Here is a 25,020-nt window from a genome sequence, read left to right as displayed (position 1 = left end):
CTGAACGCGCCCCGACCGTTCTTCCCCGAGTCCTTACGAGCGAACGCGGATGATCGTCTTGCCGGTGGTCCGTTCGGTCGGGTTGAGGGCGGCGACGGCGTCGTCGAGGTCCGCGACCTTGCCGATGTTCGTCAGCAGGCGCCCGTCCCGTACCCGCTGAACGATTTCGCCCAGTTGGGCGCGATCAGACGTCACGACGAAGTCGATCGTCAGGGCGTCCGCGGGCCGCACCTCGGGCGGCCCGACGACGGACACCAGGCTTCCGCCGGCACGAATCAGGCCTGCCGACCGCCGTCCGATGTCGCCACCGATGACGTCGAAAACCAGATCGATTCCACCGACATCTTCCAGGTCGTCGTTTTCGAGGTCGACGAACTCCTGCGCGCCGAAGTCGAGCGCCCGCTGCCGGTCGGCGGCGCGCCCGGTACCGATGACGTAGGCGCCGAACTCATTTGCGAGCTGCGTCACCACCGCACCGACAGCGCCGGCCGCGCCGTGCACGAGAACGCTCTGCCCCGCCCGGAGGCGGCCGTGCTCGAAGAGTCCCTGCCAGGCGGTCAGGCCAGAGATCGGCAGGCTCGCGCCCACCGTGAAGTCGACGTCGCCGGGCAGCGGTGCGAGGTTGCGCGCCTCGACCGCCACGTACTCCGCCAGGGTGCCGTCGCGGCTCCAGTCAGTGAGGCCGAAGACCCGCTGCCCCACCGACAGCCCCGTCGTGCCGTACCCGAGTGCGCTGACCACTCCGGCCAGTTCGTGCCCGGGTATCGAGGGCGTCCGGTCCCGACCGAGGCGATCGGTCCAGGTCGAGGGCCACGTCAGCTCGGTCGGCACGAACCCCGACGCGTGAACCTGGACAACGACGTCGTTGATGGCCGGTTCCGGCTCAGGCCGGTCCACCAACGTCATTCCGGCCGTCCCGGCGGCCTCGTCGGTCACCACGATCGCCTTCATCAGATACCTCCTGGATTCCGCCCTCGTCGCACTGCCACGAGAAGCACTGTTCGTTCCCCGCACCGGCGGCGCCACGCCTCGGCGCCGTGGCACACCACGCCGACCGGTAGCGACCGGAGCGCGGTGGGGTGTGTCGGCGGGGACGCCTGTCGACCTCAATGCCGACGGGCGAGTCAGGCAGCTCGTCGGCCGTCCCGAACCTAGCCATGACAAAAGTGGTCTGTCAAGTCCAGTATGCGGCCGTTCAGCCAACGCCGCAGTAACAGTAATTGCAGCTCAGAGCCACTATGACGACACCTGTTCAAGCAAGTATGGGCTTGTAGTTGGACTTTGACGTCCAGATGTGACGACGGCTGCGGGAATACGGCCGGCCGGGAGATTGTCTGTACCTGCGTGTCCAGGCGCTCTCCGCCTGGCTCCACAGCTGAGGCCACGAAGGGAGAGCTGTGCACCAGCAGACCCAGTACCACAGGAATCCGGAGTCCGTTTCGCGGCTCAACCCGGAGCAGTACCGGGTAACCCAGCAGGACGGCACCGAGCGACCGTTCGCCAACGCCTACTGGGACAACCATGAGCCCGGCATCTACGTCGACGTCGTGTCCGGCGAGCCGCTGTTCGCGTCTGTCGACAAGTACGACAGCAACTCCGGCTGGCCGAGCTTCACCAGGCCGATCGCCAGGACGAACGTCGTGGAGCGCCAAGACTCCAGCCACGGAATGATCCGGACCGAGGCCCGCTCGTTGCACGGAAACAGCCACCTCGGCCACGTCTTCAATGACGGTCCCCCCGAGGAGGGCGGACTGCGTTACTGCATCAACTCGGCGTCGCTGCGGTTCATCCACCGCGACGACCTGGAAGACGCGGGGTACGGCGAATACCGCACCCTGTTCACGAGTGACACCAACACGGGCACGACATCAGCCAAGGAGACGATGTGAACACCGAGAAGGCAATCCTCGCCGGCGGCTGCTTCTGGGGCATGGAGGAGTTGTTCCGCCGCCAGCCCGGCGTCGTGTCGACGCGCGTCGGGTACAGCGGCGGTGACGTCCCGAACGCCACCTACCGCAACCACGGCACCCACGCGGAGTCCATCGAGGTCGTCTACGACACCGACAAGACCGACTTCCGCGCGCTGCTCGAGTTCTTCTTCCAGATCCACGACCCGTCGACGAAGAACCGCCAGGGTAACGACATCGGCCTCAGTTACCGCTCGGCGATCTTCTACACCAGCGACGAGCAGAAGCGGGTCGCCGAGGACACGATCGCCGATGTCGACGCCTCCGGCCTGTGGCCCGGCAAGGTCGTCACCGAGGTCACCGCGGCAGGAGACTTCTGGGAGGCCGAGCCGGAGCACCAGAACTACCTGCAGACGTACCCCAACGGATACACCTGCCACTTCCCCCGCCCGGGATGGAAGTTGCCGAAGCGGGCGACTGCCTGACACCCCCGGCGCGCGGACCTAAGGGTCCGCGCGCCGATCCGGCCGTGGTGGGAGGCCGATGGGCTTTCGCCGGCGCGCCGAGCACGAGACGTCGTCGCACGACACCGGAAACCCAACCCGTGGGACCAAATAGTCCATTAAAGCTGCCTCCAAGGATGTCTGGCGGTGCGGGAAAACGGTCATTGGGGCGACGCATCGGGTGAATGGGACGTGACACGAGATGGACTCAACGGTCCCATTCGCACGAGATTATCTGGCGCGCTGGATACACTTGACAGATGAGCGACGAGCAGGTGGCTGCGCCGACGAATAGGCGGAGGATCAGTCAACGGGGCATCGCGACCCGAGAGCGGATCCTCGACGCAGCGAACCGGCTGATGCTCGTGCGCGGAGTGAACGCGACGACCCTCGACGACATCCGCGAGGCAAGCCAGACGAGCAAGTCCCAGCTCTACCACCACTTCGCCGACAAGCAGGAACTCGTGCGCGCCTTGGTCAAGTATCGAGGCGCGCTCGTGCTTCAGCGTGAGCGCGCGGGGCTTGAACGACTGAGATCGTTCTCCGGGCTGATCCGGTGGCGCAACGCGCTGGTCCAGGCCAACTCACTCAACAACGGCAAATACGGGTGCGGCCTCGGTTCGATGGCCCTTGAGCTGTCCGACCAAGATGAGCAGGCGCGATCGTCGCTGTCGGAGACGTTCGCGGCATGGGAAAAGCTGATCAGTGACGGTCTGCACCGAATGCGGGACAGTGGTCTCCTGCGCCAGGACGCCGACCCGGAAAAATTGGCCACGGGGTTGATGGGCGCACTGCAGGGCGGCTACCTGCTGGCGAACGCCGCGCACGACGTCGCCCCAATGGAAGTCGCACTGGACATGGCGCTGGACCACATCAAATCGTTCCTCGTGCAGCCGTCCGGCGAACCGACCCGTTAACTGCCCCATTAGTGGCGATGAAGGCTGCTCGCGCCCACCGCGAGCAGCCGGAGGCCGATGAGGGCGCCATCGAGGACCCTGACCCGGACGACCTGGCGGTGATGCACGAGATCGCCGAGAGGTCCCCCGGTGACCCTGCTGATCCAGTTCGCGTGGAGCGTGCGGACCGAGTTCGTCGGACCGCGCTGAGAACAGGGCACCTGGATCAACAGCGGCTTGATGACACTCGGCCGCGACGCAGTAGCGACCCGTACCCAGAACTGAGCGTGCGGGCCGGCGACGTGCGGCGCGGCCGGCGCCCGCTCCGCAAAACCACAGAAGCAGAGGTACGACCCGGAGCAGGCGGTTCGCCCTCGGGTCCCGCCGCACCGCCATGGACATCCCCGGCACCGGTGTTGTCGTTGGGACGTGGAGGAGGTCACCGCGTGGATACCGGTTTTCAGAACGTCCGGCTGAACGCCACAAACGAACATCTCATGGCGCTGGCGAATGCCGGGGCCGCAGCTTTCGGCCATACCGCCACCCTGCGGGTGGACCGGGCCCTGGCCCAGCTTCTGCGGTTACGCGTCGCGCAGCTCAACAATTGCAGCTACTGCCTGCTGGTGCACCACGCCGCCGCCCGTACCGCCGACATCCCGTCCGCCAAGGTCGAAACCCTCACCGCGTGGTGGGAGACGCACCTGTTCACCGAAGAGGAGCGGGCCGCGCTGGCCTACGCCGAGGCGTTGACCCGCGCCGCCGACGCCACAGTCAACGCCCGGCTCCAGGAGACGCACGACAGGATGGCCGCACACTTCACCGAGGACGAGATCCTGGAGATCGTGGGCGTTGTCATCAACATGAACGTCTGGACGCGACTCAAGCTCGCCGAGGGTGCCATGCCCACCACGGCGACTCCCGGGTGAGGCGACGTCATCTGCGGCTAGCCGCCCACGGTGTCGAGCCGGGACGGGCTTGTCCCATCCCCGTGCTCTGATCCCGTCATGCATGTCGTCGCCTGCGGCGCGCTCGTCACCAACGGCGCGGTCCTGCTGGTCCACCGCAGCCCGACTAGACATCGCCAAACTTCGATTAATTCGGCTCTGTGTCTGGTGGGTTTCCATGGGACTGCTCTACCGTCGACACATGGTCTCGCGTCGATCTGCTCTGCGGGCGGTGCCGCTTGCCGCCGCCGCCCTCACCGCCGCCCCAGGTCACTCCCATTGGCTCGGCCCGTCGTCGACCTCGACGGATGCGGCCCGCGTACCACCGGACCCGGCCACGATGCAGGCCGCCGCCACCGCGGTTCGTGGCTTCACGGCCGACCTCTACCGCACACTGGCCTCGACTGAGGCAGGCGGAAATGTGGTGTGCGCACCGTACTCGGTCGGGCTCGCGCTCGCGATGACCCGGGCGGGCGCCCGCTCGACGACGGCCGACGAGATGGACGCCGTGCTCCACGCGCCGCATCCGCGTCCCTGCGCGCTGGACAACGGGCTCAACACCGTCGATCAGGCGCTCGCCGAGCGCTACCAGAACGGCGACGGGACCAAACAGCCTCGGCTGACCACTGCCAACGCGCTGTGGACACGACTCGACCTACGCCTGCAGCGCAGGTTCCGGAACACACTGGCCGGCTACTACGGCGCCGCGCCGCACCCGGTCGACTTTGGCGGCAACCCGGAGGGGGCCCGCCAGGAGATCAACACCTGGGTGTCCGATCGGACCAACGCGAAGATCCCGGAGCTGTTGCAGCCCGACGGCGTCAGCCCCGACACCCGCCTGATCCTCACCAACGCGATCTACCTCATGGCGGCGTGGAAGTACCCGTTCACCCCCACCGCCACGGCGCTGGAGCCGTTCACCCGGGATGACGGCAGCGTCGTCGACGTCTCGATCATGCGCGGGCCGTTCGACCGGATGGGCTACCTCGAGGGCGACGGTTGGCGCGCGGTCGACGTGCCGTACGCGGGCGACGGGCTTGCCATGGCCATCGTCATGCCGACCCGGGGCGACCTCGCCGCGGTCGAGGCGAACCTCGACGCCACCTGGCTGGGCGCGCTGCTGACCGGGTTCCAGGTCACCGACGTCCAACTACGCCTGCCCCGATGGAGGTTCCGCCTGCCGGCCGAGCTGCGAGCCGCGCTGGGCAGCCTCGGCATGCCCACGGCATTCACCGCACAGGCCGACTTCAGCGGCATGAGCGCCGACCCGTCCCTGTGCATCGACGACGTGGTGCACGAGACGTTCATCGCGGTGGACGAGAAGGGCACCGAAGCCGCGGCCGCGACGGCCGTCATCGTCCGGCCGCCGTCGATTCCGCAAGGGCCGCAGTTCTTTGTGGACCGACCATTCCTGTACGTCATTCACGACCGCCTCACCGGCGTACCGCTGTTCCTCGGCCGGGTCCACGACCCCTTGGTCACCGGCCCAGCCTGACCGGACTACCGGGAGCCTGGGCCGAGGAAGCACGACAACAGTTGCCTGAACTCGTGCGGGTGTTCGATCGCGGGCACGTGCCCGCATCGGCCGAAGACGTGCAGACGGACGTCGGCGAGGTGTTCGAGCAGGGGCCGGGTTGCCGCTTCGAGTGGGGTGATGCGGTCCTGGGCGCCGTGCACGAGCAGCACGGGCGCGCTGATCGCCGCCAGCGTTCGCGCCGAGAGTGTGAGGTCGTCGACCCATCGTGCCCGGGGTGGAGGGAACAACGACGCGAAGGCAGCATCCCCCGCTCGCATCGCGGCCGCCCGGGCGTCGACGGCCGATTCGGTCACGAGCGCCTGGTCGAGGACGAGGCGACTCAGCATGTCTCGTGCCCCGAGCGGGCCGGCGGGGGCGGCCCAGATCGCGTCGAGCCCGGCGGACAGGGGCGCGCCGGGGGCGCCCATCGTCGCGACCGCCACGACCCGGGTGACCTGTCGGGGGCGCGCGGCCGCCAACGCCAGCGCCACGGCACCACCCATGGAGTGGCCCACCACGGCGTAGTGCTCGATACCGAGAGCGTCCATCAGGCCCGCGGCCTGCTCCGTCCACAGCCGGAGCCCGCCCGAGGAGCCCGCCGGGACGGGCGTACGGCCGAACCCCGCCTGGTCGGGAGCCACGACGTGCCAGGACGTGCCGAGCGCCTGCGCCGTCGCTGCCCAGGCGCCGGACCCGGTCGTGCCGGGTCCGGAGCCGTGCAGCATCAGCACCGCGGGTCCGGTGCCGCTTTCCAGGACGTGGACCGGGGAGCCGTCGACCGTGACGGTCCGAAGTGCCGTCACCGGCACAGGCCAGCTGTGCTCATGCCGATGCGGGGTTGACGGACTTCGAGAAGACCTCCATCATCGCCCGCCCGAACTGCGGCATGTCGGGCCAGCCCCGGCAGGAGACGAGGTTGCCGTCCACGACGTCGGGAGCGTCGATGACGGTCGCGCCGGCGTTCTCCATGTCACCGGTGATGGGCGGGAAACAGGCCGTCTTGCGGCCCTTCAGCAGCCCGTACACCGCTGGCACCTGCGCGCCGTGGCACACCAGCGCGATGGGGAGGTTGCGGGCGAAGAAGTGCTCGGTGATGCGCCTGACGTCGGCGTCGACCCGGATCCATTCGGGGGCGCGGCCGCCGGGGATGATGAGGGCGTCGTAGCGCTCGACGTCGACGTCGGCCCAGGGCACGTCGACCGGCAACTTCCGGCCGTTCTTCTCCACGTAGGCGTCGGAGTTGGGGTCGAACTCGTGGATGACCAGTTGCACGTCACGCATCGTCCGTGACGACACGTCCACGTCCCAGCCACCCTCCTGCACGCGGTAGTAGGGATACATGGTGTCGAGTTCCTCGGCGGCGTCGCCGGTCAGCAGCAGCGCTCTGGGCACCTGCTTCTCCTCGCGTCTGGGGGCGGGTGAGGTGGTGGATCGAATCCAATCCGATCCGATTGGGCTAGCATTCCCCGGCCCGGCCCGCCCGTCAAGCGTCTGCTGCCATCCCGTCCGCGTCCCTGACGCCGTCGAACAGTCGCCGGAAACGCTCGCCGGAGCGCAGGATGTGCCGACGCATCGCGTACGCGGCGGCGTCCGGGTCACGCGCGGCGATCGCGGCCACCACGTCCTCGTGCTCGGCCATCGCCAGGTGCGTGACCTGGGTGTCGTGGTGGAGCCGGAAGAGGTGCACGTGGCTGTGCAGGCGAGCGAGCGCTTCGCGGATGACCTGGTTCTCCGCGCTCAGGGCGACGAGATCGTGGAAGGCGGCGTCGCGTAGCCCGAAGGCGCCGTACGCCGTGGGCCCGTTGCCCCCTTCCAGCTCCGCCATCTCCTCCAGCATTCGTCGCAGACCGGCCACCTGCTCCGAGGTCGCGCGTTCGGCGGATCTGCGCGCCGCCGCCGGTTCGAGGAGCAGGCGGACCTCCAGCATGTCCTCGAATCGCTGGCGGGTGATGTGCGGAGGGATGCGGTAGCCGGCATGGGGCACCCGCACGACCAGGCCCTCGGCCTCCATGCGGTTCAGCGCGTCGCGGATCGGCGTCTGCGAGACTCCCAGCTCTCGCGCCAGGACGTCGATCGTGACGCGGGAGCCGGCCTCGATCCGTAGCGACATCAGCTGCCCGAGCAGCGTGTCGTACACCTCGTCGGCAAGCCGGCCGCCGGATCTTCCCGGCGGCGTTCCGCCCGCGACGGCCCTACGGCCCCGCGCGATCATCGCTTCGTCGTCCATCGTGACGTGAGGTCCTTTCTTGCGCCTTCGGGAACCTGTTGACATCAGTCACAACGCTGCGACATGCTGACGCCCCACACCGGATCGTATAGGAAAAGCGCTGAATGATCTTCATTCTGCGCCATCGCGGAACCGCTCGCCATCGCACCTGTGACGCCAGCCCGCGGGTCGGCACCCCGCGACAGCCCGGCGGCGACACGCCTGAGCAACCCAGCAACTGCACGGCGAAGCACATAGCGAGGCCTTAGAAGTCCCCACCCCAGAAAGCAGGCCAGAAGATGCGATATCAGAAGCGAACAGGACGATTGTCCGTTCCCGCCCGGAAGGTACAGCTGGCGACGGCAGCCATGCTGCTGATGGCCACGACCATGGCGGCGTGCGGCGGCGATAGCAAGGACGACGACGCGAAGGCGAGCGCCCCGAAGGCGCCGGCGGCCATCCCGGAGCTCACCAAGGACCCGCTGACCCTCAGCTTCATCTGGTTCGACTGGCCCCCGGCCCAGGCACTGGAAGCCTTCGCGAACGCGGAGTACAAGAAGGAGCGGCCGAACGCCACCATCAAGGTCAACACCGTGCCGAACGCCAACTGGCACGACGCGATGTTCACCCAGTTCGCCGCGCGCAAGACCGACTTCGACATCGCGATCCTGGACTCGCAACACATCGGCGAGGCCGTGACGAACGGCAACATCCTCGACCTCACCGACTTCGTCAAAGAGAACATCGACGTCAACGCCTACAACCCCTACCTCCTGGCGGCGTACGGTCAGTTCCCCCAGGCGGAGACCGGCAAACGCGACGAGAACGCCAGCCTGTACGGGCTGCCGCTGCTCGGCGACACCTGGACGATGATCTACCGCAAGGACCTGATCGGCGACAAGCCACCGCAGACCTGGGACGAGATGATCTCAGCCGCCGAGAAGTGCCAGGCGGAGAACCCCGGTGTCAGCGGGCTGGCCTTCCACCAGGCAAACGGCTCCGACGCCGCGGCCGTCACCTACAACACCGTCAACGGCGTCTACGGCGGCAACCTCTGGGACCCCAAGACGCGCAAGATCGACGGTGTCCTCAACGACGCCGCCGGCCAGGAGGCGATGGACGTCCTGGTCAACAAGATGAAGCCGCTGACCGCCAAGGGCTCCGGCAACTGGTTCATCGACGAGGTGAACGCGGCTGTCGCCCAGGGCAAGGCCTGCATCGCGTTCAACTGGATCGCCGCGAGCGGCGGCCTGCTCGATCCGAAGCAGTCGACGCTCGGCACCAGCCGGGAGCAGATTCTCGACAAGCTGGGCTTCGCCACCCTGCCGAGCCAGAAGACGAACCTGGTCCCGCTCGGCGGTATGGGAATGCACATCTCGGCCTACTCTTCGAAGGCGAACCAGGCGGAAGCCCTCAACTTCATGAAGTGGTTCGAGCAGGCTGACGTCCAGAAGAAGTGGGCCGCGGCCGGCGGCGTGCCAGCGCGGACGGACGCCCTCGCGTCGCCCGAGTTCCTCAACGCCGGGCCGTTCAACAAGGTGTACGCCGACTCGGTGCCGCGGATGCGGGACATGTGGAACGTGCCCGAGTACGCGCGCCTCGTCGACATCGAGAACACCAACGTGAACGCGGCGCTCAACGGCGCGAAGAAGCCGAAGGACGCGCTCGACGACATCGCCAAGGAGCAGCAGAACGTGCTCGACTCCAGCAACCGCAAGGGCGGCGGCGGACTGTGAAAGACCCCGCACCGCTGACCACCGACCACCCCGGGCAGGTGGTGTCTGTGACGCCACCTGCACCGGGGCGGTCCCGGCGGCTGAGCGACCGCTGGCTCGCCGTCACCTTCATCTCCCCCGCGATGCTGCTGTTGCTCGGCATGTCGGTGTTCCCGCTGCTGTGGGCGTTGTACCTGTCCTTCACCGACTACTCGGCCACCCGCGGCGGGCCGGCCAACTTCATCGGGTTCGGCAACTACACCGCCATCCTGACGTCGGCGCAGGTCCACACGAGGGCTCTGACCACGCTGATCTACGTGGTCGGCGCGGTCGGCCTGCAGACGGTGCTCGGTTTCGGCATCGCCTACCTGATCTCCCGGCGCACGCGCGGGCGGGGAGCGCTGACCACTCTGTTCCTGGTTCCGATGATGCTGTCGCCGGTCGTGGTCGGGCTGTTCTGGCGGTTCATGCTCGACGCGCAGTTCGGCGTGGTCAACAGCATGCTCGGTTCGGTCGGCCTGGGGCAGGTGGAGTGGCTCACCCGGCAGCGGACGGCACTGGTCTCCCTGATCGTCGTCGACACCTGGCAGTGGACGCCGTTCATCATGCTCATCGCGCTCGCGGGCCTCACCGCGGTGCCCAAGTACCTCTACGAGGCCGCCTCGATCGACCGGGCCTCCGAGTGGTTCCGGTTCCGCACCATCACCCTTCCGCTGGTGTGGCCGCTGCTCCTCATCGCCGTGATGTTCCGGGCGATCGAGGCGTTCCGGCTGTTCGACCTCGTCTACATCCTGACCAGCGGAGGCCCGGGTGTCTCCACCGAGACGTTGTCGTTCCACATCTACAAAGTCGCGTTCCTGGGCTTCAACTCCGGAACCGCCTCGGCGTACGGGATCCTCATAGTCCTTGTCGTCATCGTCCTCACGCAGATCTACCTGCGCTACCTGAACAAGCTCAAGGAGGACTGATGGCCGTCTCCGTCGACGAGGCCGTGTCCACCGGTCCGGCCCGGGATCACACTCCCCCCACCCGCCGCTTCGGGAGCCGGGGCCGCTCGGTGGTGGAGGTCACGCTGTTGACCGTGCTGGCGGTCGTGATGCTCTTCCCGGTGCTGTGGATGCTCGAGACGTCCATCAAGGAGAACCGCGACGTCTACGCCATCCCGGCCAAGTTCTTCGACTTCGCCGTCACCCTGCAGCACTACAAGGACGTGTTCGTCGCCGGCAACGACGGTCGCACGCCCGTGTCCGTCAACTTCCTCAACTCGGTGGTGGTCGCCGGGGCCTCCACGCTGCTGGCCACCGTTTTGGGGGTCCCCGCGGCCTGGGCCTACTCGCGCTTCGCCGTGAAGGCCAAGAAGGACCAGCTGTTCTTCATCCTGTCCACCCGGTTCATGCCGCCCGTGGTGGTGGTGATCCCGATCTTCCTCATGTACCGCGATCTCGGGCTCATCGACAACAAGATCGGCCTGATCCTCATCTACACCGCGTTCAACGTCCCGTTCACGATCTGGATGATGAAGGGGTTCGTCGACGAGGTGCCCGCCGAGTACGAGGACGCGGCCATGCTCGACGGGTACACCCGTCTGCAGGCGTTCTGGCGATACACCCTGCCGCTGCTGGTGCCCGGCATCGCCGCGACGGCGGTCTTCGCTCTCATCTTCTCCTGGAACGAGTTCGTGTTCGCCACCTTCCTCACCTCCAGCGACAGCGTACGGACGGCGCCACCCGCCATCGCCGGCCTGATCGGCGGCACCACGACGGACTGGGGTCTGGTGGCCGCCTCCTCCGTGGTGTTCGCCCTCCCGGTGCTCGTCTTCGCGTACCTGGTGCGCAAGCACCTCATCGCCGGTGTGACGCTCGGGGCGGTGCGACGCTGATGGCGGGCATCGAGGTGACCGCGCTGCACAAGCGCTACCCCGACGGAACGGTAGCGGTCGAGCACGTCGACTTGTCCATCGGCCACGGCGAGCTGTTCGTGATGCTCGGCCCTTCGGGTTGCGGCAAGACGACCACGCTGCGCGCCATCGCCGGCCTGGAGAGGCAGACGGCGGGCGACATCCGCATCGGCGACACGCTGGTCAACGACCTGCGGCCGGCCGAGCGCGACATCGCCATGGTGTTCCAGTTCTACGCTCTCTACCCGCATCTGCGAACCCGCGACAACCTGGCGTTCCCACTGCGGGCCGAGGGACTGCCCAAGCAGGAGGTGAACGCGCGGGTCGAGGAGGCCGCCCGGCTGATGCGGCTCGGTCCGCTCCTGAACCGGCGACCGCGCCAGCTGTCCGGCGGGGAGCAGCAGCGTGTGGCGCTGGCTCGCGCCCTGGTGCGCCGACCGCGCGCGTTCCTCATGGACGAACCGCTCACCAACCTGGACGCGGAACTGCGGGCGGACATGCGCACCGAGATCAAGCACCTGCAGGGAGAACTGGGCGCGACCATGGTCTACGTCACCCACGACCAGGTCGAGGCGATGTCGCTCGGTCACCGGATCGCCATCCTCAACAAGGGCCGCGTCGAGCAGATCGGCACGCCGTTGGAGGTCTACGACCGACCGGCGAGTCTCTTCTGTGCCGCCTTCATCGGCTCGCCGCCGATGAACCTGATCGACGTGGAGGTGGCCGACGGCGAGCTGCGCGGTCAGGGCGGACTGGTCCTCACCCCACCGCCCGGCCTACCGCGTGACCGCAGCCTGGTCGCCGGCGTCCGGCCGGAGGCGTTGGAGGTCACCGCATCCGGGACGGAGGGCTCGATCCCGGCGCGGGTGGTCTCGGCGGAGTGGCTGGGCGACGAAATCATCTACGTGGTCGACCACGGCGGCCAGCGTGACGTCCGGGTCCGGATGCCACCGACTGTTCGGTTCGCCGCCGACGCGAAGGTCGGGCTGCGGCACACCGGCGGAACCCCGCCGGTGTACGACGTGCGCACGGAAGAGCTGGTGGCCTGATGGGAACCGTGGCAGCGCACAGGCTGCGCAAGTCCTTCGGCAAGGTCCAGGCCCTGGACGGGGTGACGCTGGACGTACCGGACGGCTCGTTCTTCGTCGTGCTCGGACCCTCCGGGGCGGGCAAGACGACGACCCTGCGGGCGATCGCCGGCCTGGACAAGCTCGACGCCGGGTCGGTGCACCTGGACGGGAGGGACGCGACCGGCGACTCCCCGGCCGCACGCGACCTGGCCATGGTCTTCCAGAGCTACGCCCTCTACCCGCGACGCACGGTGTACGAGAACATCGCCTCACCGCTGCGGGCCCGCCGCTGTTCGGCGAGCGAGATCGCCGCCGCCGTCGAGAAGATGTCGAACCTGCTGCACATCGAACGGCTGCTGCAGCGTCGTCCCGCTCAGTTGTCCGGCGGTGAGATGCAGCGGGTCGCGCTGGCCCGGGCACTGGTCCGCAGCCCCCGGGCGTTCCTGATGGACGAGCCGCTGACGAACCTCGACCTCAAACTCCGGGTCGAGATGCGCACCGAGCTCACCCGCATCCACCGGAGCCTCGGCGCGACCTTCATCTACGTGACCAACGACCAGGTCGAGGCGCTGTCCATGGCCGACCAGGTCGCGGTCCTCAAGGAGGGGAAGGTGCAACAGGTCGGAACCCCGACCGAGGTGTACGAGCGTCCGGCCAACCAGTGGGTGGCCGGGTTCGTGGGGAGCCCGCCGATCAGCCTGCTCCCCTGCCGCACCGAGGGGGATCGCCTGGTCGGCACGAATGGCTGGACGCTGCCGCGACCCCGCTGGGCCACGGCTGAGGACGGTCAGGCGCTGCTGCTGGGCCTGCGCGCGGAGGACCTCTCCGTCGAGCAGCGTGGGGACGCGTCGTTGTCGGGCGAGCTCTACGGGCTTGAGCCGCTCGGTGACCGGACGGTGGTCGACGTCCGGGTGGGGACGGAGATCGTCAAGGTCAAGGCACGACCCACCGTCAGCGGTACGCCGGGCGAGCGACTGTCGGTCACCGTCGACCTGGACCGTGCGCACCTGTTCGACGCGGGCTCCGGGCTGTCGTTGTCCGAGGCGGGGCGGTAACCGGGCCCGGCGGCGACGGCACCACGCGCCAACGAGTGGCAACCGGGCGTCGGCGGACCGTCAGCAGTGCGTACGGCCTGACGACGCCCGGTCGACCGCGGCCCGAGAAGACGACCGGTGGCGTCCGTCCGTGCGTACAGCCGTGGTCGCTGAGGCACGACGGACATCACCAGGAAGATCACAGGAGGCGACGGAATGAGTGATCCGATGAACGTCCTGGCCCCGGAGCACCGGCGGCTCCGGATCGGCGACGCCTGGCGCGACGCCGCAAGCGGAGCCACGTTCGCCGTCGAGGACCCCGCAACCGGCAAGACCATCGCTGAGGTGGCGGACGCCGACGTCGGTGACGGGCTGGCCGCGCTGGACGCGGCGAGCGCGGCGATGGCGCAGTGGGCGGCGACCCCGCCGCGGAAACGGTCAGAGTTGTTGACCGCGACGTACCGGGCGCTGACCGGGCGATCCGAGGAGGTCGCCCGGCTGATCACGCTCGAGATGGGCAAGCCGCTCGCCGAGGCTCGGGCAGAGGTGGCCTACGGCGCCGAGTTCTTCCGCTGGTTCGCCGAGGAGGCGGTCCGCGTCGAGGGCCGGTACAACACCGCTCCCGCAGGTGGATATCGCGTCCTCACCGTGCCGAAGCCGGTCGGGCCGTGCGTCTTCGTGACGCCCTGGAACTTCCCGTTGGCCATGGGTGCCCGCAAGATCGCTCCCGCCCTGGCGGCGGGCTGCACGACGATCACCAAGCCGGCGGCCCAGACGCCACTCACCATGCTGCTGCTGGCCCGCATCATGGAGGAGGTCGGCGTACCCCCGGGGGTCGTCAACGTGGTGACCACCAAGCGTTCCGGCGCGGTGGTCTCCGCGCTGCTGGCCGACGGTCGGACCCGCAAGCTCTCGTTCACCGGGTCGACCGAGGTCGGGCGCGTGCTGCTGCGACAGGCAGCGGACAACGTGCTGCGTACCTCAATGGAACTGGGTGGCAACGCGGCCCTGATCGTGTGCGCCGACGCCGACCTGGACGTGGCTGTCGACGGCGCCATGGTGGCCAAGATGCGCAACATCGGGGAGTCCTGCATCGCGGCCAACCGGGTCTACGTCGAGGAGCCGGTGCGCGAGGAGTTCACGGCGCGCTTCGCCGAGCGGATGGGCGCGCTGACGATGGGCCATGGTCTCGACGACGGCGTGACCGTCGGGGCGTTGATCGACGAGGTCTCGGTCGCCAAGATTGACGAGCTCGTCGCCGACGCGGTCGATCGCGGCGCCCGGGTCCTGGTGGGCGGTGAGCGTCCGGACGGGCCGGGTCACTTCTACCCGCCCACGGTCCTCGCCGACGTGCCCGACGATGCGCGGATGCTGCAGGAGGAGATCTTCGGCCCGGTCGCGCCGATCATCTCGTTCACGTCCGACGACGAGGTGATGGCGAAGGCCAACGACACCGAGTACGGCCTGGTCGGGTACATCTTCACCCGTGACCTTCAGCGGGCGCTCCGGTTCGCCGAAGGGCTGGACACCGGGATGCTCGGCATCAACCGTGGCCTGATATCGGATCCGTCAGCTCCGTTCGGTGGGGTGAAGCAGTCCGGGATCGGCAAGGAGGGATCGCACGAGGGAATCCTCGAGTATCTCGACGTCACCTACGCGGCGATCGACCTGCCGTGACCGACCTGCCACCCCGGGCACCCGCCCCGCACATCGCCGCCGACGTTCCGGAGAGGCACCGACATGCTTGAGACCGTCCGCGGACCGCGCCAACTGATAGTGGGCGAAGGGGTCGCGCAGAACATCCCCCGAGTGGTGGCCGAGAGCGGCTCACGCGTCCTCGTCGTGACCGACCAGGTTCTTCTCCGGCAGCCGGGGGTGGCCGAGATCGTGGCCGCCGTGCGGGAGAAGGTCAAGGCCGTCGAGGTGTTCGCCGACGCGACTCCCGACGTGCCACTGACCGATGTCGCACTGGCCGTCTCGGCCGCCGCCAAGGTGGACGCGGACGTGATCCTCGCCATCGGGGGCGGCACGGTGATCGACCTCGCCAAGATCGTCGGCGTCATCCGGTGCCACGGTGGGACGCCGCGCGACTTCTACGGCGAGTCGAAGGTGCCGGGGCCGACGATGCCTCTCGTGGCTGTCCCGACGACGTCGGGCACCGGCTCGGAGCTCACCCCCGTCTCGGTGTTGACCGACCCGGACCGCGAACTGAAGGTGGGCGTCTCCAGCGTCCACATCGTGCCCGACTTCGCCATCGTCGACCCCGAACTCACCTACTCCTGCCCGGCGAGCGTCACCGCCCACTCGGGCATCGACGCGTTCTGCCACTCCGTGGAGAGCTACACCGCGCGACCCCGGGCCCACGGACCGCGCGACCCGGTGGAGCAGGTCTTCCTCGGTCGCAACCCGGTCACCGACCACTACGCGCTGCTGGCGGCGGAGCGGATCGCCCGTAGCCTGCGTCGTGCCGTCAGCAACGGAGGCGACACGGACGCCCGCGCGGACATGTCCTACGGGTCCATGCTCGCCGGGATCGCCTTCTCCCACGCGGGCAACGCGGCCCCGCACGCTCTCCAGTACCCCATCGGCGCGGCCACGCACACGCCGCACGGCCTGGGCGTCGGGCTGCTGCTGCCCTACGCGCTGGACGCGGCGAGGGACGCCATCGGCGACCGGTTGGCCGTCCTCGCCAGGGTGTGCGGGCTCGACGTCACCGACGCCTCCGATGCCGAGGCCGCGGAGGTGTTCCTCACCTGGCTCGACGGGCTCCTCGCCGACATCGGCATCCCCCGCACCCTGGCGGACATCGGCGTGGCCCGCGCCGACCTGCCGCGCTTCGCGGAGATGGCCAGTGGCGTCACCCGGTTGATCCAGAACCATCCGGGCCCGACCGACACCGCCAGCCTGACCGCGATCCTCGAAGCGGCCTGGACCGGGGACCGGGCCCGACATGTCCTGACCCCGAGCAGCGCCGGTGACCGACCCCCCGCATGACGAGGGGTTCCGGCCCAACAGCGATTGTCGGGATGCCCGGCCACGCCATTCGGGTCACTCCTGCGGTGCGATCAGCGTGTCGTCGGTGGCGTCGCGGACCGTGATCGCCTCCACCGGGCACGAGTCGGCGGCGTCGAGGATGACCTCGGCCGGGACGACGACGTCGGCAAGCGGCGCGGACTGGCCGCCGACCAGGCGGAAGTGCTCGGGCGCGGTGCCGGCGCAGATGCTCGTGCCGATGCAGCGGCGCGAGTCCACAGCGATCCGCCAGGCGGCACTCACCAGGCCACCGGCATGCCGAGCAGGCCCCGGACCAACATGCCCCGCTTCCACTGCAACTCGTCCTCCGGTACGGCGAGCCGCAATCCGGGCAGGCGGGTCACCAGTGTGGCGACGGCGACCTGCAACTCCATGCGGGCCAGCTGCGCGCCGACGCAGTGGTGAACGCCGTGCCCGAAGCCCAGGTGCGGGTTCTGCTCGCGACCGAGGTCCAGCCGGTCCGGGTCGGCGAAGACGGTAGCGTCCCGGTTCGCCGACGACAGTGAGCCGAGGACCGGCTCACCGGCCCGGACCAGCACCCCGCCGACCTCGACGTCCTCCTTGGCGTACCGGGCGAAGGAGGAACCGACGCCGAGCGGCACGTACCGCAACAACTCCTCGACCGCGGCCGGCACCAGCAACGGGTCGGCCCGTAGCCGAGCGAGCTGGTCCGGATTGTGCAGCAGGACGTACACGAAGTTGGGGATCTGGGTCACTGTGGTTTCGTGGCCGGCCGCGAGCAGTCCTCCGGCCAGTTCCACCAGCTCGGTCTCGCTGAGCCGATCCTCGTTCTCGTCGCGGGCCCGCACCAACGCGCCGAGCAGGTCGTCGATCCCCGGCTCGCGGCGGCGCTCGGCGACCAGATCACCGATGTAGCCCCAGAGATTGTTCAGGTACTCCTGGATCGTCTCCATGGGCAGCGAGGTGGTCGAGACGATCGCCTCGGACCAGGTGTGGAAGCGGTCGCGGTCGGCGTACGGGACGCCGAGCAGCTCGCAGATCACCTGGATCGGCAACGGTGTGGCGACGTGCTCCACCAGGTCGGCCGGAGAACCGAGGCGGACCATGTCGTCGACCAGAGTGTCGGCGATCTCCTGGGTGCGGGGGCGCAACGCCTCCACCCGGCGGGCCGTGAACGCCTTCGCCACCAACCGGCGCAGCCGAGTGTGATCAGGCGGGTCCATGGTCAGCATGCCGCTGTACTGCTGGCGCGGGGTGAGCCTGGGCTCGTCGCGCTGGACGGCCGGGGCCCGGCCGAACCGCACGTCGCCGAGGACGGTACGGACGTCCTCGTACCGGGTGGCGAGCCACGCCTCCTCACCGTAGGGGAGCTGCACCCGGGTCATCGGCTCGCTCTCGCGCAGCTGGCCGTAGGTCGGGTCGACGACGAGGCGGTCAGGAACGCTGAACGGGTACGCCCGCGCGGGCGGAACGGTTCGGCTCCCGGTGGTCTGCGCGCTCTCCGTCATCCGGATTCCCTTCGTCGAGGCGGCGTGATCCTCAGGCCGGCGTCGTGTGGTGGCGGTGCCGGGCTGCCAGCGCCCAGGACACGCATCAACGCTCAGTGATCTACCGATGTCGGATCGTAGCGATAGATGACGATGATCGCCATGGCGGCCGGTCCGCGTCCGTACGGGAAGCTCATCCCACGGTGAAGTGTTTGTCCCCGCCCGGTCTCTCCAGTTCGTCGAGGACGGCGACGGCGAGGTCCTCCACCGAGATCCGGGACGCGCCGTCGGCCCCGGTGATGAGCGTCGCGGTGCCCCGTCGGTACGTACCGGTGCGGGTTCCGGGTTCGAGGATGGCGGGCGGGCTCAGGTAGACCCAGTCGGCCCGGTGCGCCCGGCAGGCGTCGAGTTGCACGATGCTGGCGGCGGCGATGCTTCGCCAGGCCCGCGGCACGTACTCCGGGCTGTCGAGGACGAGGCGGTCGGGGTGTCCGGGGATCCGCAGCGGGGCGGCACCGCCGACGACGACGATGCGCGTCCCGGCCGCCTCGGCCGCGTCGAGCAGCGTCGTGGTGGTCGCGGCGACGGTGTGTTCGTACCCGGGGGCGGGACGGATCGCCGCCACTATCGCGTCCGTGCCGTCGAAGAGGCGGCTGAGCCAGCCGGGGTCGTCCGTGTCGCCGGCGACGGCGGTCACGCCCTGCGGCAGTGCCGCCGGCCTCCGCCTCCGGACGATGGCGATCGGGTCGTGTCCCCTGCGCGCGGCCTCGTCGACGACGCGCGAACCGACCATTCCGGCGGCTCCAACCACGGCGATCTTCATCGAGTTGCCCCTTCCGGTACGAGTTGCGAGCCCGGGTGGCGCGGCCGGGTCGGCGCGGGCAGCTGCCCCGCGACGATTGCGGCCAGTGCGAGCCCGAAGCCGAGAAGCTCGATCGGGCCGAGCGTCTGATCGAGCAGCAGGGCACCGAGCAGCGCGGCGACCAGCGGCGACAGCAGACCGAGGACCGCGACGGAGGTAACCGGTAGCGCGATGACGCCCCGGAACCACAGCACGTACGCGCACAGGCCGCCGACCAGTCCTAGCCAGAGGTAGCCGAGAACAGCGGGCGGGTCGATCGCTGGTGGTGGTCTTTCGACGAGGAAGGTGACGGGCACCAGGAAGAGACCGCCCGCGCTGAGCTGCCAACCGGCGAAGGCCATCGGGCTCACCCCGGCGGGACGTTGCCAACGCTTGGTGAGGGTTACCCCGAGCGCCATCGTTGCCGCGCCGAGGAGACCGGCCACGATCCCCACGGCGTCGAACGCGGCGTTCGGTCCGATCACCACCAGGCCGACGCCCAGCACCCCGGCGACACCCCAGACGGCGCGCCAGAGGGAGAGTCCCTCCCGCAGGAGCGTCGCGGCCAGGACGGCGACGACGAGCGGCTGCACCGCCCCCAGGGTCGCAGCGATGCCTCCCGGCAGCCGCTCGGCCGCGACGAAGAGCAGCGGGAAGAAGAGTCCGATGTTCAGTACGCCGAGCGTCGCCGCTCTCCCCCACCACGCGCCGCTCGGCAGCGTACGGGTGAATGCCAGCGCCACCAGTCCGGCGGGCAACGCGCGCAGGAGTCCAGCGAACAACGGGTGGCCGGGCGGAAGAAGCTCGGTGGTGACGACGTAGGTGGTGCCCCACGCCAGCGGAGCGAGCGCGGTCACCGCGGTACGCGGCAGGTTGTTGGAGAAGCCGGCTCCGCCGACGAGTCTCTCCGCTCCGGAACGTGTCATGTCGGAAAGTCTCGTCGCGCGCACATCGATGAGTCCAATGCATGTTTGTCATCCGATCGATCTACAGAGAAGATGGATCGATGGAGCTACACCAACTGCGCTACGTCCTCGCCGTCGCCGAGACGAGCAGTTTCACCAGGGCCGCAGAACGGTGCCTGGTCGTCCAGTCCGCGTTGAGTCACCAGATCGCGCGGCTGGAACGGGAACTCGGTGCGCGGCTCTTCGAGCGGACCAGCCGCCGGGTGCGGCTGACTCCGGCGGGTGCGGCGTTCCTCCCCGCCGCCCGCCAGTGCCTGGACGCCGCCGAACGCGCGGCCGCCGAGGTCGCGGCGGCGGTGGGAGAGGTACGGGGACGACTGCGGGTGGGTCTGATCCCCACGGTTGCGGCCGTCGACATTCCGGCCACCCTCCGCGCGTTCCGCCAGCGGTACCCGTACGTGCGCGTCGGCCTGCGTGTCGGCGGGAGCGACGCACTCGTGGAGCAGGTCAAGCAGGGCGTCATCGACGTGGCGTTCCTGGGGCTGCCGGAAACGGTGCAGCCAAAGGGCGTCGACGTGCACGAATTGGCTCGGGACCGGCTCGTCGCCGTGGTCGCCCCGGACCATCCGCTCGCGGGGGAACCGGCAGTCGACCTCGACCGGCTCGCCGCCGAGGTCTTCGTCGACTTTCCGGTGGGCAGCGCCGGGCGGGCCCAGACCGATCAGGCGTTCTCCGCCGCCGGCCTCGCCCGCGACGTCGCGTTCGAGGTGACCGCCGCCGACCTGATGGCCGACCTCGTCGCTGCCGGCCTCGGCGTCGCCATGCTCCCCTCCGCCTACGTGCCACGACTCAATGGCGTGACCACCATTGCGGTCGCCGACGCGCCGGCCCGGGTCGAGCACCTCGTCTGGAGTCGCCTGGGCCGGACCCCTGCGGTAAACGCCTTTCTCGCTGTTCTGAAGATCCCGGGCGGGGCGCACCCGGAGCGGCAGCGACCCGGCCGGTAATCACGACTCCGGCGGACGTGCCCGGCGACCGGGGGTGAATCTTGGTCCTGTCGCCGATGCCATTTGGCGGACAGGTCGTCCCTGCCGATGATCGAGCGGGGACGCGTCGTCACCATCTCCTCGACCGTCGCCGCAATGGGCTTCCACCGCTTGTCCGCGCACCGGGTGACGACTCCCGGCCGGGAGGTATTCACGCGTTCGCCGGCCCACGACGTGGGACGACGCGGCCTGACGAGCAACGCTGTGGCACCAAATCGACCAGCGCCTTCGCTCGGGACACGCCTGGAAGCGTGAATGCGGCGACCTCAACCGGTTGCGCCGGAGATATTGACGAAATGGCGGCGACGGTCGCCTACCTACTCCCCCAAGCCGCAGCGGACCCATCAGGCGGATGACGATTCCCCCAGCAGGTTTGCGATGGAATCAGATTCCTGCGGCTGTTACGAACAGCACGGGAGGAGGGCCGCGTCGGTTCAGACGGCTGACCGCCGAGAAACGCGCAGAACAGTTCCTCGGCCACGCCCGGACGTCACGGTGCTCCGCATTAACGACGCCGCGATCAAATCGTCGTCCGGCGCACCTACTCCCATGCCTGGGAAAGAGGCTCGAAAGTCTCCGGATCGGTGTGACACGGAATAACGCATACGAGATGGCCGCCCGGGGCCCGCAGGGTTACGCACTCCAGCCAGCGGCCGACCTCGACGGCGCCGTAGGCGACCAGTCGGCGGGTCTCCGCCTCGACGTCGTCGGTCTCGATGTCGACGTGGTAGCGAGCCTGGTCATCCACTGCCTGCACCGCCAGCACCAGCCCGGGCAGTGCGCCGTGCAGGGAGGTGAACTGCTGCTCGTCGGGGACCGTACGGGCAGGCACGCCGAGGGCCTCCGACCAGAAGGCGGCAGCTGCCGGTGCCTCACCTCGGGGTACGTCAATCAGGATCGTCGAGAGTCTGCTGCGATGCGCCACGATCAATCATTATCCACATCCATGCGGAGATTCGCCGCCATCGCATGACGGCCAAATGGGGCAAAGAGGGCGCCTTGCGGTCAGAGGCAACTTTCACTGACGCCTATTCGTTGATCTTGCCCAACGGGCTGAGATGGCGCTCGATCCCGTCCCCTCGCTTGTCACCTGGAGCAATACTCCCGCAAGGCAGCTGAGCCGTGGCGGACGGGCGGATCCGACAACCAAAGTGGGCTGGACGTGCGCTGCGGAACCGGCGTAGCATCCTGCTCCAGAGAGATCGTCAAGCGATCGCCGCTGGTGAATGTAGACAGCGGATCGGGGGGAGTAATGAACTATGCGCTGCCGCTGCAATGCCACTTTTCCTGCGCTGCCATAGCGCCACATCCCTGGATTCTTACCGTGGTGCCAGAGGAATGCGGCGCAACACGATGACACGGCCAGCGCCGACCTTCACGAGCCTATTGGCCTGATGTCGGCTGGTGTGCGCCAGCCTCGGACCGCACTGCGGGCCGCGACGGCCCGGCACGCATTCCCGCCTCCACAGTGGTCGGACAGCGATTCCAGCAACACCGCTGGCATCGCAACCGGCGGCGTGTCCAAGGTCGGGAGCCCGCGTCGGTTCCGTCGCTCGCCGGGCCGGCCGGCCGGGCCAGGCGCGTCAACAGCACCTTCGACCGTCTTCTGCACACACGTCGCCCTCACTCCGCCGGGGACGAGGAACGCCCTCGCGCTGCGGTTCACCGAGCCGCGCCGCGGCGTCCCCGCGCTGGTTCAGCCTGCGAGCCGGCGGCACCAGCGGGTGTGAGAGACGACCGGCCACCTCCCTCCGCACAGCGGCTACGTGCTGGCCGATCCCGATCGCCGGCGCGCCACTGTCCGGAGCGATTGTGCCGACTACTGGAGCAGCAGGTCCGTTGAACGGCCCGATGCACACGGGGCACCAGATGAGAGGGGTTTCGCGAACCGTGGTGACAGTGGATATCTTCGGTCGCTGCCAGTCATACACCGAGAGCCAGGAGGCTCGCGCAGCCAACGTTTACCCGTACTTCATTCCCTTCGAGGGGCACGACGCGACAGTCGCGCAGACACTCGACGGCGACATCCTCATGTGCGGCTCGAACAACTACCTCGGGCTGACCTCCGACCCGCGCGTGAAGGCCGCGGCGCAGGCGGCGATCGAGGAGTACGGCACATCGCGCACGGGCTCGCGGCTGCTCAACGGCAACACGCCACTGCACGACGCGCTGGAGCAGGAACTGGCCGACTTCCTCGGCATGCCGGCGGCACTGGTGTTTCCGACCGGCTACCAGGCGAACGTCGGCGTCATCGCATCCCTGCTGTCGCGTCACGACGTGGTCATCCTCGACCGTGAGGCGCACGCCTCGGTCTACGACGGCTGCGGCATGAGCCGGGCCAAGACGCGACGGTTCGCCCACAACGACATGGACGACCTGGAGCGGCAGTTGGCCGCCAGCCCCTCGGACGCCGGCCGGCTGGTCGTCGTGGACGGGGTGTACTCGATGGCCGGCGACCTGTGCCCGTTGACCGAGGTCGTACGGCTGTGCCGGCAGTACGGGGCCCGCCTGCTCGTCGATGACGCACACGGCATCGGCGTACTGGCCGACGGCCGGGGCACCAGCGCGCACTTCGGCGTCACCGACCAGGTCGACCTCATCACCGTCACCTTCAGCAAGTCGCTGGCGTCGATCGGCGGTGCCGTGGCCGGCCCGGCGGATGTGATCGAGTACCTGCGTCACCACGCGCGCAGCCTCATCTTCAGCGCGTCCGCCCCGCCGGCCAGCCTGGCTGCCGCGTACGCCGCGCTGCGCATCCTGAAGGCGGAGCCGGGGCTGTGCCAGCAGGCGGTGGAGAACGCGTCGTACGTGCGTCGCGAGCTGACGGCCCTTGGCTACGACCCGATCCCGAGCGAAACGCCGATCGTTTCAGTACGGCTCGACGGCGTACCGCAGACCCTGCTCGCGTGGCGCAACCTGCTGGACCGGGGCGTCTACGTCAACGCGGTCATCCCCCCGGCCGCCTCGCCCCGGCTGCGAGCGAGCTTCTCCACCACGCACACACCGGAGCAGCTCAAGCGCGTCGTCGCCGCGTTCGCCGAGGTCGGCGACCTGATGTCAGTGGAGGACCAATGACCGTCAACCAGCTCGAACCCGCCGTCAGGACCTGGGACCTGGTGGTTGCCTGGGCGCGGATGTGGCGCCTGCACTTCGTGCCCTTCTCGCTGTCGGCAGGTCTGGTCGGCATGACCGCACCGCCGGCCGGGGCCAACGCCGCGAGCATCGTGATCGGGCTGCTGTTCTGCACACTGGGATACGGCGTCGGCGTGGTCATCAACGACTGGTTCGACCGCGAGGCCGACGCGGTCAACGCTCCGGACCGTCCGTTCGTCACCGGGCTGATCAACCCCCACATCGGCCTGGCGCTGACGCTCACGTTGTCCGCAGCCCTGATGGTGGTGGCGATCGTGGTCGCACCGACGCTGGCGCTGTGGAGCGTCATCGCGATCGGCGGGCACCTGGTCTACTCGTGGACCAAGCGCATCCCCATGCTGGGCAATCTCGTCAACGGCGTCGACATGGCGCTGTTCACGGTGCTCGGCGCCGTGGCCGTCCGACCCGACGCGGGATGGCTCGACATCCCGGCGGTGACGTGGTTCCAGACGGCACTGGTCGCTGTCACGTTCAGCGGCTTCTGCCTCGTCGGGTACTTCAAGGACATCGAGGGCGACCGGGTCGCCGGCTACCGCACGCTGCCGGTGGCCATCGGCACCAGGGCCTCCAGCCGGATCGCCGTGATATTTCCGGTCGTCGCGGTGATAGCGGCGGGCACCGCCGCCGTGGCCGAGGCCGACAGCGCGAGCGCCTACGCCGAGATCGTCTGCTGGGGGCTGCTCATCGCGTCCGCGTTCGGGTTCACGCAGAGCCTCGTGACACTCAACCGGGCGCCGGAGACCCGGGCGTACGAGGCGCTGGTCTGGTTCATCAGGGCGACCACACTGTTCTTCCTGTCGCTCGGCGCGCTGCACCGACCGACGCTCTTCCTCGTCGTCGGCGTTCCGATGATGGTCTACCTGGAGCTGACGCTGCGGGCGACCCAGTCCTCCCGGCAGGCGTGAC

24 protein-coding genes are annotated in these 25,020 nt (G+C 68.9%); 15 read left to right on the top strand and 9 right to left on the bottom strand.

What is annotated here, in order from left to right:
• Positions 1–33 precede the first annotated feature (33 nt).
• Positions 34–951 (bottom strand): NADP-dependent oxidoreductase, encoded by a 918-nt coding sequence (locus QCZ28_RS23455; protein WP_347815127.1) that lies wholly within the window; start codon positions 949–951, stop codon positions 34–36.
• Between the two features lie 446 nt (positions 952–1,397).
• On the opposite strand from QCZ28_RS23455, the gene msrB reads away from it, so the two are divergent.
• From msrB to QCZ28_RS23430, 5 genes are all read left to right on the top strand, one after another.
• The gene (msrB, locus tag QCZ28_RS23450) at positions 1,398–1,889 is read left to right on the top strand and encodes a peptide-methionine (R)-S-oxide reductase MsrB (protein ID WP_279518665.1); all 492 of its coding nucleotides are present in this window, start codon (positions 1,398–1,400) and stop codon (positions 1,887–1,889) included.
• Positions 1,886–2,392 carry a peptide-methionine (S)-S-oxide reductase MsrA gene (gene msrA / locus QCZ28_RS23445; protein WP_030328375.1) on the top strand — a complete coding sequence of 169 codons (507 nt, stop codon included), beginning with the start codon at positions 1,886–1,888 and terminating at the stop codon, positions 2,390–2,392. Before msrB ends, msrA begins: the two co-directional genes overlap by 4 nt.
• Positions 2,393–2,670: 278 nt before the next feature.
• Complete coding sequence (locus QCZ28_RS23440; RefSeq protein WP_279518664.1) at positions 2,671–3,327, top strand: TetR/AcrR family transcriptional regulator; 657 nt, start codon at positions 2,671–2,673, stop codon at positions 3,325–3,327.
• Between the two features lie 476 nt (positions 3,328–3,803).
• Entirely contained in the window at positions 3,804–4,232 is a 429-nt protein-coding gene (locus tag QCZ28_RS23435) for a carboxymuconolactone decarboxylase family protein (RefSeq protein WP_279518663.1), read from the top strand.
• A 220-nt stretch (positions 4,233–4,452) separates the two neighbouring features.
• Positions 4,453–5,745: a serpin family protein gene (locus QCZ28_RS23430; protein ID WP_279518662.1), complete on the top strand. Its 1,293-nt coding sequence runs from the start codon at positions 4,453–4,455 to the stop codon at positions 5,743–5,745.
• 5 nt (positions 5,746–5,750) lie between these two features.
• On the opposite strand, the gene QCZ28_RS23425 is transcribed toward QCZ28_RS23430, so the two are convergent.
• From QCZ28_RS23425 to QCZ28_RS23415, 3 genes are all read right to left on the bottom strand, one after another.
• On the bottom strand, positions 5,751–6,569 hold the full coding sequence (locus QCZ28_RS23425) for an alpha/beta hydrolase (protein WP_279518661.1): 819 nt from the start codon (positions 6,567–6,569) through the stop codon (positions 5,751–5,753).
• 19 nt (positions 6,570–6,588) lie between these two features.
• Positions 6,589–7,158 (bottom strand): DJ-1/PfpI family protein, encoded by a 570-nt coding sequence (locus tag QCZ28_RS23420; protein WP_210857678.1) that lies wholly within the window; start codon positions 7,156–7,158, stop codon positions 6,589–6,591.
• A gap of 91 nt (positions 7,159–7,249) precedes the next feature.
• Positions 7,250–7,993 (bottom strand): GntR family transcriptional regulator, encoded by a 744-nt coding sequence (locus QCZ28_RS23415; protein ID WP_247680431.1) that lies wholly within the window; start codon positions 7,991–7,993, stop codon positions 7,250–7,252.
• Between the two features lie 356 nt (positions 7,994–8,349).
• On the opposite strand from QCZ28_RS23415, the gene QCZ28_RS23410 reads away from it, so the two are divergent.
• From QCZ28_RS23410 to QCZ28_RS23380, 7 genes are all read left to right on the top strand, one after another.
• The gene (locus QCZ28_RS23410; protein WP_279518660.1) at positions 8,350–9,708 is read left to right on the top strand and encodes an extracellular solute-binding protein; all 1,359 of its coding nucleotides are present in this window, start codon (positions 8,350–8,352) and stop codon (positions 9,706–9,708) included.
• Positions 9,709–9,755: 47 nt separating this feature from the next.
• Positions 9,756–10,655, top strand: a complete 900-nt coding sequence (locus tag QCZ28_RS23405) for a sugar ABC transporter permease (RefSeq protein ID WP_279518659.1) — start codon at positions 9,756–9,758, stop codon at positions 10,653–10,655.
• On the top strand, positions 10,655–11,566 hold the full coding sequence (locus QCZ28_RS23400; RefSeq protein WP_279518658.1) for a carbohydrate ABC transporter permease: 912 nt from the start codon (positions 10,655–10,657) through the stop codon (positions 11,564–11,566). Before QCZ28_RS23405 ends, QCZ28_RS23400 begins: the two co-directional genes overlap by 1 nt.
• A complete protein-coding gene (locus QCZ28_RS23395) occupies positions 11,566–12,633 on the top strand; it encodes an ATP-binding cassette domain-containing protein (RefSeq protein WP_279518657.1) in 1,068 nt (355 codons plus the stop codon). The genes QCZ28_RS23400 and QCZ28_RS23395 overlap by 1 nt, the downstream gene beginning before the upstream one ends.
• Positions 12,633–13,709, top strand: coding sequence for an ABC transporter ATP-binding protein (locus QCZ28_RS23390; RefSeq protein WP_279518656.1), 1,077 nt, complete (start codon positions 12,633–12,635; stop codon positions 13,707–13,709). Before QCZ28_RS23395 ends, QCZ28_RS23390 begins: the two co-directional genes overlap by 1 nt.
• A 195-nt stretch (positions 13,710–13,904) precedes the next feature.
• Positions 13,905–15,365, top strand: coding sequence for an NAD-dependent succinate-semialdehyde dehydrogenase (locus QCZ28_RS23385; RefSeq protein ID WP_279518655.1), 1,461 nt, complete (start codon positions 13,905–13,907; stop codon positions 15,363–15,365).
• A 63-nt stretch (positions 15,366–15,428) separates the two neighbouring features.
• A complete protein-coding gene (locus QCZ28_RS23380; protein WP_279518654.1) occupies positions 15,429–16,682 on the top strand; it encodes an iron-containing alcohol dehydrogenase in 1,254 nt (417 codons plus the stop codon).
• A 54-nt stretch (positions 16,683–16,736) separates the two neighbouring features.
• Here the strand turns inward: QCZ28_RS23380 and QCZ28_RS23375 are convergent, their stop codons facing one another.
• From QCZ28_RS23375 to QCZ28_RS23360, 4 genes are all read right to left on the bottom strand, one after another.
• A complete protein-coding gene (locus tag QCZ28_RS23375) occupies positions 16,737–16,964 on the bottom strand; it encodes a ferredoxin (protein ID WP_279518653.1) in 228 nt (75 codons plus the stop codon).
• Positions 16,961–18,190 (bottom strand): cytochrome P450, encoded by a 1,230-nt coding sequence (locus QCZ28_RS23370; protein ID WP_279518652.1) that lies wholly within the window; start codon positions 18,188–18,190, stop codon positions 16,961–16,963. Before QCZ28_RS23370 ends, QCZ28_RS23375 begins: the two co-directional genes overlap by 4 nt.
• Positions 18,191–18,362: 172 nt before the next feature.
• Positions 18,363–18,992, bottom strand: a complete 630-nt coding sequence (locus tag QCZ28_RS23365) for an NAD(P)H-binding protein (RefSeq protein ID WP_279518651.1) — start codon at positions 18,990–18,992, stop codon at positions 18,363–18,365.
• Positions 18,989–19,936, bottom strand: a complete 948-nt coding sequence (locus QCZ28_RS23360) for an EamA family transporter (protein WP_279518650.1) — start codon at positions 19,934–19,936, stop codon at positions 18,989–18,991. Before QCZ28_RS23360 ends, QCZ28_RS23365 begins: the two co-directional genes overlap by 4 nt.
• Before the next feature lie 80 nt (positions 19,937–20,016).
• On the opposite strand from QCZ28_RS23360, the gene QCZ28_RS23355 reads away from it, so the two are divergent.
• Positions 20,017–20,922, top strand: coding sequence for a LysR family transcriptional regulator (locus tag QCZ28_RS23355; RefSeq protein WP_279518649.1), 906 nt, complete (start codon positions 20,017–20,019; stop codon positions 20,920–20,922).
• Between the two features lie 580 nt (positions 20,923–21,502).
• Here the strand turns inward: QCZ28_RS23355 and QCZ28_RS23350 are convergent.
• Positions 21,503–21,886: a VOC family protein gene (locus QCZ28_RS23350; RefSeq protein WP_279518648.1), complete on the bottom strand. Its 384-nt coding sequence runs from the start codon at positions 21,884–21,886 to the stop codon at positions 21,503–21,505.
• Between the two features lie 974 nt (positions 21,887–22,860).
• Here QCZ28_RS23350 and QCZ28_RS23345 point away from each other — a divergent pair.
• Together QCZ28_RS23345 and QCZ28_RS23340 are read left to right on the top strand one after the other, a co-directional pair.
• Positions 22,861–24,036, top strand: coding sequence for an aminotransferase class I/II-fold pyridoxal phosphate-dependent enzyme (locus QCZ28_RS23345; RefSeq protein WP_279518647.1), 1,176 nt, complete (start codon positions 22,861–22,863; stop codon positions 24,034–24,036).
• Positions 24,033–25,019, top strand: a complete 987-nt coding sequence (locus QCZ28_RS23340; RefSeq protein WP_279518646.1) for a UbiA family prenyltransferase — start codon at positions 24,033–24,035, stop codon at positions 25,017–25,019. Before QCZ28_RS23345 ends, QCZ28_RS23340 begins: the two co-directional genes overlap by 4 nt.
• Position 25,020 lies beyond the last annotated feature (1 nt).

This window comes from Micromonospora sp. DH14 (assembly GCF_029809455.1).
GTDB lineage: Bacteria > Actinomycetota > Actinomycetes > Mycobacteriales > Micromonosporaceae > Micromonospora > Micromonospora parva.
This window is presented reverse-complemented; position numbering and strand designations above follow the sequence as displayed.

Bases quoted from the DNA above. Each gene is read 5' to 3' on its own strand.
- QCZ28_RS23455 (WP_347815127.1), bottom strand. From the start codon at position 951: ATGAAGGCGATCGTGGTGACCGACGAGGCCGCCGGGACGGCCGGAATG.
- QCZ28_RS23440 (WP_279518664.1), top strand. From the start codon at position 2,671: ATGAGCGACGAGCAGGTGGCTGCGCCGACGAATAGGCGGAGGATCAGT.
- QCZ28_RS23435 (WP_279518663.1), top strand. From the start codon at position 3,804: ATGGCGCTGGCGAATGCCGGGGCCGCAGCTTTCGGCCATACCGCCACC.
- QCZ28_RS23430 (WP_279518662.1), top strand. From the start codon at position 4,453: ATGGTCTCGCGTCGATCTGCTCTGCGGGCGGTGCCGCTTGCCGCCGCC.
- QCZ28_RS23415 (WP_247680431.1), bottom strand. From the start codon at position 7,993: ATGGACGACGAAGCGATGATCGCGCGGGGCCGTAGGGCCGTCGCGGGC.
- QCZ28_RS23410 (WP_279518660.1), top strand. From the start codon at position 8,350: ATGGCCACGACCATGGCGGCGTGCGGCGGCGATAGCAAGGACGACGAC.
- QCZ28_RS23400 (WP_279518658.1), top strand. From the start codon at position 10,655: ATGGCCGTCTCCGTCGACGAGGCCGTGTCCACCGGTCCGGCCCGGGAT.
- QCZ28_RS23395 (WP_279518657.1), top strand. From the start codon at position 11,566: ATGGCGGGCATCGAGGTGACCGCGCTGCACAAGCGCTACCCCGACGGA.
- QCZ28_RS23390 (WP_279518656.1), top strand. From the start codon at position 12,633: ATGGGAACCGTGGCAGCGCACAGGCTGCGCAAGTCCTTCGGCAAGGTC.
- QCZ28_RS23385 (WP_279518655.1), top strand. From the start codon at position 13,905: ATGAGTGATCCGATGAACGTCCTGGCCCCGGAGCACCGGCGGCTCCGG.
- QCZ28_RS23380 (WP_279518654.1), top strand. From the start codon at position 15,429: ATGCTTGAGACCGTCCGCGGACCGCGCCAACTGATAGTGGGCGAAGGG.
- QCZ28_RS23370 (WP_279518652.1), bottom strand. From the start codon at position 18,190: ATGACGGAGAGCGCGCAGACCACCGGGAGCCGAACCGTTCCGCCCGCG.
- QCZ28_RS23365 (WP_279518651.1), bottom strand. From the start codon at position 18,992: ATGAAGATCGCCGTGGTTGGAGCCGCCGGAATGGTCGGTTCGCGCGTC.
- QCZ28_RS23360 (WP_279518650.1), bottom strand. From the start codon at position 19,936: ATGACACGTTCCGGAGCGGAGAGACTCGTCGGCGGAGCCGGCTTCTCC.
- QCZ28_RS23355 (WP_279518649.1), top strand. From the start codon at position 20,017: ATGGAGCTACACCAACTGCGCTACGTCCTCGCCGTCGCCGAGACGAGC.
- QCZ28_RS23340 (WP_279518646.1), top strand. From the start codon at position 24,033: ATGACCGTCAACCAGCTCGAACCCGCCGTCAGGACCTGGGACCTGGTG.